The 12,656-nt window shown below is 61.6% G+C and carries 13 protein-coding genes and 3 pseudogenes; 13 read left to right on the plus strand and 3 right to left on the minus strand.

All coding sequences use genetic code 11. The features are described 5' to 3' along the window. Window positions 1–126 precede the first annotated feature (126 nt). Complete coding sequence (locus RBRH_RS00870; RefSeq protein WP_013433990.1) at window positions 127–1,548, plus strand: NAD(P)H-dependent flavin oxidoreductase; 1,422 nt, start codon at window positions 127–129, stop codon at window positions 1,546–1,548. On the opposite strand, the pseudogene nrdD reads toward RBRH_RS00870, so the two are convergent. Further along, a pseudogene (nrdD, locus tag RBRH_RS20010) lies at window positions 1,491–1,622 on the minus strand (anaerobic ribonucleoside-triphosphate reductase); the annotation flags it as partial. The gene RBRH_RS00870 and the pseudogene nrdD sit on opposite strands and share 58 nt — an antisense overlap. A gap of 97 nt (window positions 1,623–1,719) precedes the next feature. Here nrdD and RBRH_RS16120 point away from each other — a divergent pair. Further along, window positions 1,720–1,917, plus strand: a complete 198-nt coding sequence (locus RBRH_RS16120) for a metallophosphoesterase family protein (RefSeq protein ID WP_049786326.1) — start codon at window positions 1,720–1,722, stop codon at window positions 1,915–1,917. A gap of 204 nt (window positions 1,918–2,121) precedes the next feature. Here RBRH_RS16120 and RBRH_RS00880 read toward each other — a convergent pair whose 3' ends face one another. Then, on the minus strand, window positions 2,122–2,652 hold the full coding sequence (locus RBRH_RS00880) for a cytochrome b (protein ID WP_013433992.1): 531 nt from the start codon (window positions 2,650–2,652) through the stop codon (window positions 2,122–2,124). 364 nt (window positions 2,653–3,016) lie between these two features. Between RBRH_RS00880 and RBRH_RS00885 the strand changes: the two genes are divergently transcribed. The 11 genes and pseudogenes from RBRH_RS00885 to RBRH_RS20015 form a co-directional block, all read left to right on the plus strand. Then, a complete protein-coding gene (locus RBRH_RS00885; RefSeq protein ID WP_013433993.1) occupies window positions 3,017–3,730 on the plus strand; it encodes a fumarylacetoacetate hydrolase family protein in 714 nt (237 codons plus the stop codon). Then, a complete protein-coding gene (locus tag RBRH_RS00890; RefSeq protein WP_013433994.1) occupies window positions 3,727–4,494 on the plus strand; it encodes a fumarylacetoacetate hydrolase family protein in 768 nt (255 codons plus the stop codon). Before RBRH_RS00885 ends, RBRH_RS00890 begins: the two co-directional genes overlap by 4 nt. A gap of 81 nt (window positions 4,495–4,575) precedes the next feature. Beyond that, window positions 4,576–6,039 carry a 5-carboxymethyl-2-hydroxymuconate semialdehyde dehydrogenase gene (gene hpaE, locus RBRH_RS00895; RefSeq protein ID WP_041753979.1) on the plus strand — a complete coding sequence of 488 codons (1,464 nt, stop codon included), beginning with the start codon at window positions 4,576–4,578 and terminating at the stop codon, window positions 6,037–6,039. A 1-nt stretch (window position 6,040) separates the two neighbouring features. Next, window positions 6,041–6,892 (plus strand): 3,4-dihydroxyphenylacetate 2,3-dioxygenase, encoded by an 852-nt coding sequence (gene hpaD, locus RBRH_RS00900; protein WP_013433996.1) that lies wholly within the window; start codon window positions 6,041–6,043, stop codon window positions 6,890–6,892. Window positions 6,893–6,920: 28 nt separating this feature from the next. Next, window positions 6,921–7,310 (plus strand): 5-carboxymethyl-2-hydroxymuconate Delta-isomerase, encoded by a 390-nt coding sequence (locus RBRH_RS00905; RefSeq protein ID WP_013433997.1) that lies wholly within the window; start codon window positions 6,921–6,923, stop codon window positions 7,308–7,310. A 31-nt stretch (window positions 7,311–7,341) separates the two neighbouring features. Continuing rightward, a complete protein-coding gene (hpaH, locus tag RBRH_RS00910; protein ID WP_041753980.1) occupies window positions 7,342–8,142 on the plus strand; it encodes a 2-oxo-hept-4-ene-1,7-dioate hydratase in 801 nt (266 codons plus the stop codon). A 163-nt stretch (window positions 8,143–8,305) separates the two neighbouring features. Beyond that, window positions 8,306–9,031, plus strand: a complete 726-nt coding sequence (locus tag RBRH_RS00915; RefSeq protein WP_013433999.1) for a hypothetical protein — start codon at window positions 8,306–8,308, stop codon at window positions 9,029–9,031. Between the two features lie 414 nt (window positions 9,032–9,445). Continuing rightward, a complete protein-coding gene (gene rpsU / locus RBRH_RS00920; protein WP_041752963.1) occupies window positions 9,446–9,658 on the plus strand; it encodes a 30S ribosomal protein S21 in 213 nt (70 codons plus the stop codon). A gap of 49 nt (window positions 9,659–9,707) precedes the next feature. Next, window positions 9,708–9,908 (plus strand): hypothetical protein, encoded by a 201-nt coding sequence (locus tag RBRH_RS00925; RefSeq protein ID WP_013434001.1) that lies wholly within the window; start codon window positions 9,708–9,710, stop codon window positions 9,906–9,908. A 108-nt stretch (window positions 9,909–10,016) separates the two neighbouring features. Continuing rightward, window positions 10,017–10,814, plus strand: a pseudogene (locus RBRH_RS00930) (Cof-type HAD-IIB family hydrolase); the annotation flags it as partial. 30 nt (window positions 10,815–10,844) lie between these two features. After that, window positions 10,845–10,922, plus strand: a pseudogene (locus RBRH_RS20015) (H-NS family nucleoid-associated regulatory protein); the annotation flags it as partial. A gap of 19 nt (window positions 10,923–10,941) precedes the next feature. Here the strand turns inward: RBRH_RS20015 and RBRH_RS00935 are convergent. Further along, the gene (locus RBRH_RS00935; RefSeq protein WP_013434003.1) at window positions 10,942–12,006 is read right to left on the minus strand and encodes a glycosyltransferase family 4 protein; all 1,065 of its coding nucleotides are present in this window, start codon (window positions 12,004–12,006) and stop codon (window positions 10,942–10,944) included. Window positions 12,007–12,656: the final 650 nt, after the last annotated feature.

Consider the following 12,656-nt stretch of genomic DNA (forward strand, 5'->3'; position numbering starts at 1 on the left):
CCGACTGCATCGCCGATCTGATGGACGGATGATTCGCGCTCTAAGTCACCGAAGACCCGGCCAACGACAGCTTCATGTTCGAGCCCTGGCTGTGCGCGCAGTGCTACATCGCATTCACGTGACCTGGTGGTGCAGCCCGGCCTTGGAGCAATGCCGCCGCGTGCAATGTGTCATGGTGTTTTCTTGACGAAGATTAAAGTGTGCCACCCGCGTTTGCCGCACACTGCCATTTTGGGCGCGCTGCCGCCATCGTCAAGAGGTTCAACCGTGCTTGTGCAAAATGTCGTATGCAAACGCCTCAGGATCAAGGGCCGGACACTGTTGCCGATCGTACAGGGCGGCATGGGCGTGGGCGTGTCTGCGCATCGTCTGGCGGGAACCGTCGCGTCGCTCGGTGCGGTAGGCACGATTTCGAGTGTAGATTTGCGCCGCCATCATCCGGATCTGATGGAGCAAAGCCGGCGCTCGCGCGACCGGCAACTGATCGATTCGCTGAATCTGGAGGCACTGCGTCGGGAAGTGGTGGCCGCATTGCAGCTAGCCTCGGGCAATGGCCTGGTTGCGGTCAACGTGATGCGCGCGGTGTCCTCATATGCATCGTACGTCACGCAGGCATGTGAAAGCGGCGCGGGCGCGGTCGTGGTTGGCGCGGGCCTACCGTTGGACCTGCCGGAGTTGACCGCTGACTTTCCGAACGTGGCGTTGATCCCAATCCTGTCGGATGCGCGCGGTATCGGCCTGGTGCTGAAGAAGTGGATGCGCAGGAACCGCCTGCCGGACGCCATTGTGATCGAGAACCCTCGTTATGCGGCCGGGCATCTCGGCGCGCCAACGCTCGACGGGCTGGACCATCCGAACTATGCGTCCCAGCAGGTGCTAGAAGGCGCACGCGAGTTATTTAAGACGCTTGGGCTGGAAGCGGAGAACATCCCGTTGATTGTCGCGGGGGGAATTCACCGCCACGAGCAGGTCCGGCATCTGCTCGACCTCGGCGCCAGCGCCGTGCAACTGGGAACCGCATTCGCGGTGACGGAAGAAGGCGACGCGCATCCGAATTTCAAAAAGGTGCTGGCCGAGGCAAAGCCAGAGGACATCGTGACGTTCATGAGCGTGGCCGGCTTACCTGCGCGCGCCGTGCGCACGCCGTGGCTGGCCAGCTATCTTGAGAAGGAACAGAAGCTGCAGCGGGCCGCCAAGCCGCGGCGATGCACGGTCGGATTCGACTGTCTGCAGCAGTGCGGGCTGCGCGATGGCATTGGCAAGCATGGGCAGTTTTGCATTGATATGAGGCTGGCCCATGCGCTCTCGGGTAACATCGAGCGCGGGTTGTTCTTTCGCGGCTCGGAAACCTTGCCGTTTGGCCACGCAATCCGTCCGGTACGCGAGCTGCTTGACTATCTGCTGGGCGGCGCGACGCAGGCGCGCGCCGGCGACCGAGGATGCCATCTTTTCGGCGCCGGCACGACGGTTCACCCGAACGGATGCCCAACGGGCACACCATTGAGGCCTTCATTGAGCAGCGTACGCAAGGACCAGTCGGCGCAGTAGCTGGAGAGCATGTCCAGGTCGGGGATATGCAAGTCCGCGTTGCGGTGCACGTGCCCGATGGCCTGCGAATAGACAGGGGTACGCCTGCCGTTCGCTGGAACAACGTCCCGCACCAGCGTGGGTTGACGACGGAAACGCTTATTCGCGAGCACCCGATCCGAGCCTACGACCATGCGCTTGCAAATCGCCTCAGATCTTCACCTCGAATGGCTGCAGCAGGCATTGCTCGAACCGTTCGACGGCAAGACGGTCGTCGTCACGCATCATGGTCCGCACCGGCAGTCAATCCATCCGCGCTACGATGGCAACCTGGCGAATGCGGCTTTTATTCCAGACCTCACGCCGCTGCTCGATCGGGTGGACCTGTGAATACACGGACACGTGCACGATTCGTTTGACTATAGCGTTGGCCGGTGCCGCGTGCTCACGCCCTCCCGTGGCTATGCGCTGAACCGTCGACAAGCTCGGGTGCCGGCCGAACGGCAATGGGAAAATTCGCCGTTCGACGCGCGTTGCGTCGTCGCCGTCTAAACTGACGGCCGGTGCGCCGCGCCGGCCGCGCGCGGCTATGGGCTACAGCATCCGACGCAGCGTTCGGTCTCGCAACAACACGTGACGACCGATCGCGGCCAACGCATGCAGTCCAATCACCCAGTAGAACAGATTGCCGATGAACACATGCATTGCCTTAAGCAGTGGTCGCGCGATGGGATCCGCGCCGATCAGCCGGATATCCAGCCCGATGACCGGCAGCGAGACCGGGTTGCCGCCGGCGTTGACCATCAGGATGCCGAGCAGTGGCTGCGTGAAGATGAACAGGTACAGCGCCAAGTGTACGACGCGCGCAAGGAACATCAGTATGCGCGTCGACTCGACCTCCGCGGGCACCCCATGCCACAGGCGCCAGAGCAACCGCAGCGATGCGAGGGCCAGCACCAGCGAGCCGGAATAGAAATGAATCGTATTCCAAAACGCGCGGCTGTCGCTGCCCTTCGGGCCGCGTACCTCGATCGCGACATAGGCGAGGGCAACAAGCAAGAAAATCGCCCAATGCAAGAGAATAGCGGGTTTGGAATAACGATCCGTCGCGGGGGTGGCGGGCATCTCGATGTCCTCATGTCGTTGTGATAGTGGGCCGGGCGTCCGGCGGGCGGGACGTCATTGCACGTCGTTTTGCTCGAGTTGCAATGGCGCATCGTCATTATCCTGTGCCCGCGCGAATGTGTAATCGCCGAGCCTCGGTGCGCCCCGCCAAGCCGCGCTTAAAGCGCTCGTTCTGCTTGTACCCGCTTGCGGAAGAAGGGTTGTTGCTTTCATCGCAGCGCTCCGGTTCATTGACTGCGTTAGGATCGGCTCGTGACTTATGATGCAGTGGTAGCCGCCGAGCGTAGCAGGCTCGGATTGACTTTCCAAGTTCTATTCTATTTAATATATTAATCATATAGAACGATGTGACAAGGATTGCCACGTGGAGCTGAATGTCGCAGTCGGCGCTAGGATACCCGGATCGGTCAAGGTCGGGACGGTCTATGGCGTGTTATTGAATTTCCGCGGCGTGCTGCAGGCGCTGGGCGACGCGGTGAACCAGCCGCCGTACCAGCGGCCGCCACAAGCCCCGGTCCTCTATATCAAGCCGGCCAATACGCTGGCCGGCGATGGTGACAGGGTGCAAGTGCCGCATGACGATGCCGGCGCTTGTGCGGCCGCGGTCGACTCGCTGGAAATTGGTGCGTCGCTGGGCATCGTGTTCGCGCGCCGCACCACGCGCGTGAAAGAACGCGATGCGCTCGATGCGGTGCTCGGCTTCACCGTCGTCAACGATGTCAGCGTGCCACACTCAAGCCTGTACCGGCCGGCCGTGCGGTTCAACGCTCGCGACGGGTTCTGCCCGCTGGGTCCGGTCATCGTGCCCACCGGGCATGTTGGCACGCCCAACGCCTTGGACATCACGGTGCGGATCAATGGGCAAGTTCGCCAGCAGGCCAATACACGCGATGCGATCCGCGGCGTGGCGCGCCTGATTGAAGAGGTCAGTGCGTTCATGTCGTTTGAGCGCGGCGACGTGCTGCTGCTCGGCGTGCCGCCGCATGCGCCGCGTGCTCAGCCGGGCGATGCTGTGGAGATCGAGATCGAGCGCATCGGCGTGCTGCATAACGGGTTCGTGAGGGAAGCTACAACATGAAGACTGCCCGCGTTGCCGTTGACGGCAATATTCATTTTGCCACGCCGGGCGCTGGTGACACCGTGATCCTGGCCACCGGACGCACCGTCGCGGCCGACGACGTGGTATGGCTGCCGCCGATCGAGCCGCGCACGACGTTCGCGCTCGGGCTTAACTACGCGGACCATGCACGGGAACTTGCGTTCAAGGCGCCGGACGAGCCGCTGGTGTTCCTGAAAAGCGCCAATACATTCGTCGGCCATCGTGCCTACACGGTGCGTCCCGCCGATGTGCAATACATGCACTATGAGTGCGAGCTTGCCGTGGTGATCGGGCGACGCGCGCGCCACGTGCCGAAGGAGCAGGCGTACGACTATGTGCGCGGCTATATGGTCGCCAACGACTATGCGGTCCGCGACTACCTCGAAAACTACTATCGTCCAAATCTGCGTGTGAAGAACCGTGACACGTGCACGCCGCTTGGACCGTGGCTGGTAGACCGTGACGACGTGCCCGACCCGATGAACCTGACCCTGCGTACATTTGTGAACGGTCAGCAGACGCAGCAAGGCAACACGCGGGACATGATCTTCGATATCCCGACGTTGATTGCGTACTTGAGCGGCTTCATGACGCTGGATGCCGGCGATATGATCCTGACCGGTACGCCGCAAGGGTTGGCCGACACGCAGCCGGGCGATGAGGTGGTGACGCAGATCGATGGTATCGGCCGGTTGGCCAACACGATTGTCGCCGAGCGGCACTATTACGGATGCGACCAATAGCGGCCGAATGCCGCGGCATAAAGTGCGGCGGAAACGATGCGGCGCCGCATGGTCGCAGCCGCCGCGCTGCAGGGAGGACAGATGACGATCAAGCATTGGATTGGCGGCAAACAGGTGGAGAGCGCGCAAACGTTCGTCACAAGTAACCCGGCCACCGGCGAGCCGATTGATGTGGTCTGCGGAGGTGGCGAGCGCGAGGTCGCGCTGGCGGTGGCCGCGGCCAAGGCCGCGTTTCCGAAGTGGGCCAATACGCCCGCCAAGGAGCGGGCGCGACTGATGCGCAGGCTGGGCGAGTTAATCGAGCAGAACGTGCCGCAGTTGGCGCAACTGGAAACCTGCGACACGGGCTTGCCCATCGCGCAGACCCGCAAACAGCTGATTCCACGCGCGTCGGAAAATTTCAATTTTTTTGCCGAGGTCTGCGTGCAGATGAACGGGCGCACGTACCCGGTCGATGATCAGATGCTGAACTACACGCTGTACCAACCGGTCGGCGTTTGTGCGTTGATCTCGCCGTGGAACGTGCCGTTCATGACCGCAACGTGGAAAAGCGCACCGTGTTTGGCGCTAGGCAATACCGCGGTGCTGAAAATGTCGGAACTCTCGCCGCTAACCGCGGACCAGCTCGGTTTGCTGGCTCGCGAGGCTGGCATCCCGGCTGGCGTGTTCAATGTGGTGCAGGGCTACGGCGCGAGCGCGGGCGATGCGCTGGTGCGTCACCCCGACGTGCGCGCGGTGTCGTTCACTGGCGGTACCGCAACTGGCAAGCAAATCATCGAGCGCGCCGGACTGAAGAAGTTTTCGATGGAGTTGGGCGGCAAGTCGCCGGTGCTGATATTCGACGATGCCGATCTGGATCGTGCACTGGACGCGGCGCTGTTTACGATTTTTTCGATCAATGGCGAGCGCTGTACGGCCGGCTCTCGGATCTTCGTGCAGCGCACGGTGTACAATGATTTCGTGCATAAGTTTGCGCAGCGTGCAAATAATTTGATCGTGGGTGATCCGATGGATGAACAAACCCATCTCGGTGCGATGATTAGTCAGGCGCACTGGGAAAAAGTCACCGGCTATATCCGGCTGGGTGAGCAGGAAGGCGCCACGGTGCTCGCCGGCGGCGCGGACAAGCCGCAGGGGTTGCCCGCGCACCTGCGCAACGGCAACTTTGTCCGTCCGACGGTGCTGGCTCATGTCGAGAACCGGATGCGGATCGCGCAGGAGGAGATTTTTGGACCGGTCGCGTGTTTGATCCCGTTTGACAATGAGGACGACGGGCTGGCGATGGCCAACGACGTGAAGTATGGCCTGGCGTCATATATCTGGACGCAGGACGTGGGCAAGGTCCATCGGCTTGCGCGCGGCATTGAAGCCGGCATGGTGTTCGTCAACAGCCAGAATGTGCGTGATCTGCGCCAACCGTTCGGCGGCACGAAGGAATCTGGAACAGGCCGCGAAGGCGGCGATTACAGCTTCGAAGTATTCGCCGAGGTCAAGAACGTCTGCATCTCGATGGGTTCGCATCACATTCCGAAATGGGGCGTGTGACATGGGCAAGCTCTCGCTCGCAGCCAAGATCACCCACGTGCCATCGATGTACCTGTCCGAGTTGCCCGGCAAGCATCACGGTTGCCGGCAGGCGGCCATCGACGGCCATCGCATCATCGGCGAGCGCTGCCGTGCGCTGAACGTCGATACCCTTATCGTTTCCGATGTGCACTGGCTGGTCAATGCCGGCTACCACGTCAACTGCAACGCCCGTTTTCAGGGAACGTATACGAGCAACGAATTGCCGCACTTTATCAAGGACATGACGTATGCGTATCCGGGCAATCCCACGTTGGGACGGTTGATCGCCCAGACCGCGACCGAGTACGGCGTGCACACACGCGCGCACGAGGTTGATAGCTTGGGGCTCGAATACGGCACGCTGGTGCCGATGCGGTACATGAACAGCGACCAGCACTTCAAGGTCGTGTCGATCGCCGGTGGATGCGCATGGCATACCTTAGATGAGAGCCGGCGCTTCGGCCAAGCGTTGAAGGAGGCGATCGCGCGCAGCGACGCCAATGTCGCGTTTCTGGCGAGCGGCTCGCTGTCGCACCGCTTCAACGACAACGGTTCGCCGGAGGAGTCGATTCACGATATCAGCCGGGAGTTTTTCCGTCAGGTAGACCTGCGCGTGGTCCAGTTGTGGAAACAGGGCGATTTCGCCACCTTCTGCAAGATGCTCCCCGAGTACAACACCCATTGCCGTGGCGAGGGCGGCATGCATGACACCGCGATGCTGTTGGGGCTACTCGGCTGGGACCGCTACGACCAGCCGGTCGAGATTGTGACCGATTACTTCGCCAGTTCCGGCACCGGCCAGATCAATGCGATCTTTCCGCTGCCGTGGTGACCCGGACTGTTGACCCAGGAGTGGATCGATGCCTCATGTCATTGTCGAATATACGGCCAATCTGCGCGCCGATGCCCGCATTGGCGAGCTTCTCGCCACGATCAACAACACGCTGATTGCGCAAAGCGGGGTGTTCCCAATCGGCGGGATCCGTTCGCGGGCGATCGCGCTGGACGACTATCGGATTGCCGACGGCAGCGGCGACGATGCGTTCGTCCATGTGACACTGAAGATCGGCGCGGGTCGCGACGAGGCGACGAAGAAAAAAGCATGCGATGCGCTGTTCGCGGCGATCGACGCCCATTTTGCTGCGCTGTTCGCCACGCGCTATCTGGCGTTGTCGCTGGAGGTGGTCGAATTCAGCGAAGCCGGCACCTATAAGCATAACAACGTCCATGCGCGGTACCGCCGTGCGTGAGCTTGACCTCCTTCTGAATCCTGGACGCCGCATGGAAGAGACCCTCATTGAGCACATTGCGACGCAGTTGGACGAGGCCGAGCGTTCGCGCACGCCAATCCGGCAAATTTCGCTCGAATATCCGCAGATCACCGTCGAGGACGCCTATGCGATTCAGCGCACATGGGTCGCCAAGAAGCTGGCGCGCGGACGCATGGTCAAGGGGCACAAGATCGGCCTGACATCCAAGGCCATGCAGTACTCGTCGCAGATCGACGAACCGGACTATGGAACGCTGCTCGACGACATGTTCTTCGGCGAAGGCTCGAGCGTGCCGATCGATCGGTTCATCGTGCCACGCGTGGAAGTTGAACTTGCGTTCGTGCTGGGTAAGCGACTCAGCGGTCCGGCATGCACACTGTTCGACGTCTACGACGCGGTCGACTACGTGATTCCGGCGCTGGAGATCATCGACGCGCGCAGTCACGCGATCGACCCGGACACGAAGCGCCCGCGCAAGGTGTACGACACGATCGCGGACAATGCCGCGAATGCCGGCGTGGTGCTCGGCGGCCGGCCGGTCAAGCCATGCGACGTCGACCTGCGCTGGGTTGCTGCGATCATGTCGCGCAACGGTACGATCGAGGAAACCGGCGTGGCCGCAGGTGTGCTGAACCATCCCGCTAACGGCGTCGCGTGGTTGGCGAACAAGCTGCATCCGTTCGACGTCGCGCTGGAGCCAGGCCACGTGGTACTCGCCGGCTCGTTCACGCGGCCGTGCCTGGCTTGCAAGGGCGATACATTCAACGTCGACTATGGACCGCTTGGCGCGATCTCGTGCTACTTCGGTTGACCGAATTGGCCGGCAATGTCTTCGCGCCGCGTACCGTAGCGCGAGCATGACTACGCTGGACAGCCGCACGTAAAGCCAATTCAGCCATTTTCTAGAGTCGACTTCTTTCAATTCTTGCAATTATCGGTCGCAAACACGTGGACGCTCGACAAGTGAGGAAAAAATGAGAGCAAGTATGGCGGTGGTAGGGGCATTGAGTGTGGCGGTGGCGGCGTGCGACGGTAGCCAGGTGTCGCCCACGGTTATCGCGGGTCCGTATTCGGGAACCTGGAACGAACAGTCCGCCCGGATCCTGGTGCTGGACGACGGTCGTTTCTATGTGCGATACATGAAGGCTGACATACCGAGTGCGCTGGCCGGCGTGGTCGCGGGCACGATCGCATCGATCGACGGGAAAGTCGCCCAGGGCAGCGGCATCGACTACAACTACGGCGAGCCGGGCGTGACGGCGCTGACCTGGAGCGGCATGTACGCGGCTGGCCAAACGATCGCGGCTAAGGCGTCCTATGCGGACGGCAGAACGGCGCAACTGAATGCGCGCTACGATTCGCACTGGGCCCGGGCGACGTTGGTGGCCGCGACCGGCAGCTTTTGCGGCGTGGGGATGACTCACCGGGGAACACAAGTCGATTTCGATGCCGTGCGCTTCACCGTGGACGCCAAGGGGGAAATCGCCGGCCTGGCACAGCAGTGTCAGTTTTCTGGTACGCTCGCGCCGCGCGTGTCCAGTAACGTCTATGACGCGACGCTGAATTTTGATGGCGGTGCCGGTTGCGCCTACCCGAATACTCCGGCAAGCGGGTTCGCCATGATGCGCGATACGCAACTGGAAATATTTGTCCAGACTCCCGATAAATCCAGCATTCTGCTCGTCATGGAAAAGCAATAGTGGGGTCACGTGCCCGCCTGTACCCGATCCAGACGTGGCGGCCCGACGTACACCGACAGCGGCGCCGATTGTTGCGACGATGATTCACACTGCGTGTCATCTGGGACGCTGGAAAAACGCGGCGGTTTATGCTATTCTCCCTCGCTTTAAAGTGAGAAGGGTGTCCCGGTTGACCTGTTCCGGTGTTCCACCGCTTCTCATCGCGCCCGCCTGCGCGTTTGCTTCCCCCCGTATTCCCTGAGGGCCCGCCATCGTGCGGCCAGCGCAGTTGTAGTCCGGTTTTCCGGGCGCGTCAATACGGCTGTGGTGTCCATTGGGCCTCTCCGTGTCGACGCGTCGTTGCGTAAGCGGGGGGTGGGAAGTGGCGATGCAAGGCGACAGGGCGATGAACGTATTGAACTAGCCAGGGACAACATGACCACGATTGTTATCAAGGAAAACGAGCCGTTCGAAGTGGCGATCCGCCGCTTTCGCCGGACCATCGAGCGCAATGGCCTGATCGCTGAGTTGCGCGAGCGCCAGTCGTACGAAAAGCCGACGGCTGTGCGCAAGCGCAAGAAGGCCGCCGCGGTCAAGCGCCTGCAGCGTCGCCTGCGTAGCCAGCAACTGCCGAAGAAGCTCCACTAAACGGCTTGCCGGTCCGCCCCCAGGCGCATCGCATCGATTCAAACGGCCCATGTCCACCGGACATGGGCCGTTTGTCGTCTGGGCGTCGATGATGTGGGGTCCGAGGTGTGGCGGTCTGGCGTTGCCGATGGCGAAATATGTCGGAGCCGAGGTGAGGGCGCGCCTCGTACCGCCGGCCGGAGATTCGGTCGATGGCGCGTTGCACCTGGCGTCGATGGCCGTTGCACAATCGTCGAGCGTGCCGCGTTGAAGTGACGTTAAAGTGGTATGCTTTAGCGCGTTTCGCGCGCGGCTCGCCCGCGCGCCATGCGTGCATGGCCGTATCGCGCCGGCGTGCTTTGCTCTCAGTGACCTATCTATGTACCAAGTCATTGCCACTGATCTGGACGGCACGCTACTCGATAGCGATCACCAGGTCGATCCGTTTACTGTCGCCACGCTGCAAGAGTTGCAAGCGCATGGCCTGCATTTCGTGATCGCAACCGGGCGGCATTTCCGCGACGTGGCAGGGATCCGCGACCGGCTCGGCATCCGGCCGTATCTGGTCACTTCCAACGGCGCGCGTGTGCACGATGCGCGGGACAACCGCCTCCACGCGCACGACCTACCCCCGGATATCGTCAAGCAACTGGTGGCGCCCCATATCGCCGGCACGCACGGCCGTGTCATCGTCAACTTGTTTGTCGACGATGCATGGCTGATCGATCGCGAAGCGCCTCAGCTGTTGGCGTTCCATCAGGATTCCGGATTTCGCTACGAGGTGGCCAACCTCGCGACACATGATGGTCAAGGAGTGGCGAAGGTACTGTACATCGGGGATGCCGCTGACCTGGGCGTGGTCGAGCGTAACCTGGCTTGGCATTTCGGTGATGCGTTGTACGTGACGTATTCGCTGCCCGATTGCCTCGAGGTGATGGCCGCCAGCGTGTCGAAGGGACGTGCGCTGGCATTCGTGCTCGAGCAGCTTGGCCTACCCGCCGAACGGTGCATTGCGTTCGGCGACAACATGAATGACATCGACATGCTGGAGTCGGTCGGACACCCGTTCATGATGGGCAACGCCAATCCCGGATTGATCGCGCGGCTACCCCATGTCCCGCGCATCGGCAACAATTTCGAGGCCGGTGTCGCCCACCATTTGCGCGCATTGTTCGCGCCGCAGCGCGAGTATCAGGGCCTGCGCACCGGCAAAACATGGAGCGACTGCGGCAAGCCGCCCAAATGGATCGCGGGCAAGAACCGTGAGCGTTTCTTAATCCCGTGACGCCACGCGGGCGCCTCTGTCAGCCGGTCGCGACCTTGCGCAGCATCGGCTGGCGCGCGCCGCGTGCCAGCGACGCATACGCGTCGACGTAATGCTGTGCCATGATCCGCGCCGTGAAGCGCTGCTCGAAGCGCGCGCGGATTTGTTTGCGAGACAGCGCCTCTACCTGCGACAACGCGGTTACCGCGCCGTCGACATCTTCGCAAATGAAGCCGGTTACGCCGTGCTCGACCACCTCGGGCACTGAGCCGCGGTTGAAAGCGATCACCGGCGTGCCACATGCCATCGATTCGATCATGACCAGCCCGAACGGCTCGCACCAGTCGATTGGGAACAACAACGCCTTCGCACCGGACAAGAAAGCCGGCTTTTGTGCTTCGTTGATTTCGCCAATGAACTCGACATCGCCGAGTGAGAGCAGGGGCTCGATTTCGCTCTTGAAGTATTCGCGATCGACCTTGTCGACCTTGGCGGCGATTTTCAGCGGCAGACCGGCCTGTGCGGCGATGCGGATCGCGTGATCGACGCGCTTTTCCGGGCAGATGCGGCCCAGGAACGCCAAGTACGTCGGCTTGATGTCGGTTTGCGGCACGAGCAGGCTTTCCGGTAGCCCGTGATGGATGGTATCGACCCACCCAGCACGCGGTAGCGGCCCGCGCTGCGAATCCGAGATCGAAATGACGTGTGCCTGCGGGAAGCTGTCGAAGATCGGTTGCAGCTCCGGCAGGTCTAGGCGTCCGTGAAGCGTGGTGACGAACGGGGTGTCGATCTGCGAGAACAGGGGAAACGGCAAATAATCGAGGTGAAAATGCAAGATGTCGAACTCGTGGGCCACGCGGCGCACCTGTTCAAGCATCAATATATGCGGCGCCATCCAGTCGCGAATGGACGGGTCCAAGCGCAATGCGCGGGGCCATGCCGCTTCAAGGCGTGCCGAAGTACGCGAATCGCCGCTCGCGAACAGTGTCACATCGTGCCCCAGCTCCACCAGCCCTTCCGTCAGGTATGACACCACGCGCTCGGTGCCTCCATAGAGTTTGGGCGGCACGGCTTCGTGCAGCGGTGCGATTTGTGCGATACGCATTGCGTGCTCTCCTTACGAAAAATCGCCCTGCGCCTCGTTAAAGGCGCTGCGTGTGGGCAACGCGGAAAAAATCGGCGAATCGGGCCGCCGGCGTGCCGCAGTCGCGGTCAGCCCGACGGATCGCGACATCGCGATCGGAAGTTTCATTATCGAGGCGAGAGCGAGGAATTCGAGCAATTTTTCAAACCCTTAATATTGTTACAGCACGAAACATCGGCATAACATTGCATTCCGATTTGCACCGCGCTCGTGTAGGAAATTTGTACGTTGTCACCATGACGGACCGATGCCCCGCTACTTCGACCTAGGCAGGCCGTTTTTCTATGGGCGGCATGTGGCGGTGCACCCGCACGGTCACCGGTCTTACTGCTTGCCGTTACCGGCTATCGGCACGTTTCGTCATATGGGCGGTTGGACGGCCAGCAGTTCGGCTTGTTGCGGGGGCGGCGGCATCATCTGCCGTGACGCGCGTGCGGGGCAAATTTCGGGCTTTGACTTTTTACGCTGTCTCACCCAATGCGTTGCCTCGTATCCGCTTCCTGTTCGTCAGGCCAGCGCTTTGCCGGGCGCACGAAAAAAACCAGAACGGCAAAGCCGCTCCGGTGATTTCCTCAATAGAGAGGCAAGGATGGCGACGATTTGCCGCGGGC

The sequence above is a fragment of the Mycetohabitans rhizoxinica HKI 454 genome (assembly GCF_000198775.1).
Taxonomy (GTDB): domain Bacteria; phylum Pseudomonadota; class Gammaproteobacteria; order Burkholderiales; family Burkholderiaceae; genus Mycetohabitans; species Mycetohabitans rhizoxinica.

Excerpts from the sequence above, each read along its gene's own strand:
- RBRH_RS00880 (WP_013433992.1), bottom strand. The coding sequence starts at position 2,652 with ATGCCCGCCACCCCCGCGACGGATCGTTATTCCAAACCCGCTATTCTC.
- RBRH_RS16120 (WP_049786326.1), top strand. The coding sequence starts at position 1,720 with ATGCGCTTGCAAATCGCCTCAGATCTTCACCTCGAATGGCTGCAGCAG.
- hpaE (WP_041753979.1), top strand. The coding sequence starts at position 4,576 with ATGACGATCAAGCATTGGATTGGCGGCAAACAGGTGGAGAGCGCGCAA.
- RBRH_RS00905 (WP_013433997.1), top strand. The coding sequence starts at position 6,921 with ATGCCTCATGTCATTGTCGAATATACGGCCAATCTGCGCGCCGATGCC.
- RBRH_RS00890 (WP_013433994.1), top strand. The coding sequence starts at position 3,727 with ATGAAGACTGCCCGCGTTGCCGTTGACGGCAATATTCATTTTGCCACG.
- RBRH_RS00935 (WP_013434003.1), bottom strand. The coding sequence starts at position 12,006 with ATGCGTATCGCACAAATCGCACCGCTGCACGAAGCCGTGCCGCCCAAA.
- RBRH_RS00915 (WP_013433999.1), top strand. The coding sequence starts at position 8,306 with ATGAGAGCAAGTATGGCGGTGGTAGGGGCATTGAGTGTGGCGGTGGCG.
- hpaD (WP_013433996.1), top strand. The coding sequence starts at position 6,041 with ATGGGCAAGCTCTCGCTCGCAGCCAAGATCACCCACGTGCCATCGATG.
- rpsU (WP_041752963.1), top strand. The coding sequence starts at position 9,446 with ATGACCACGATTGTTATCAAGGAAAACGAGCCGTTCGAAGTGGCGATC.
- RBRH_RS00925 (WP_013434001.1), top strand. The coding sequence starts at position 9,708 with ATGTCCACCGGACATGGGCCGTTTGTCGTCTGGGCGTCGATGATGTGG.
- hpaH (WP_041753980.1), top strand. The coding sequence starts at position 7,342 with ATGGAAGAGACCCTCATTGAGCACATTGCGACGCAGTTGGACGAGGCC.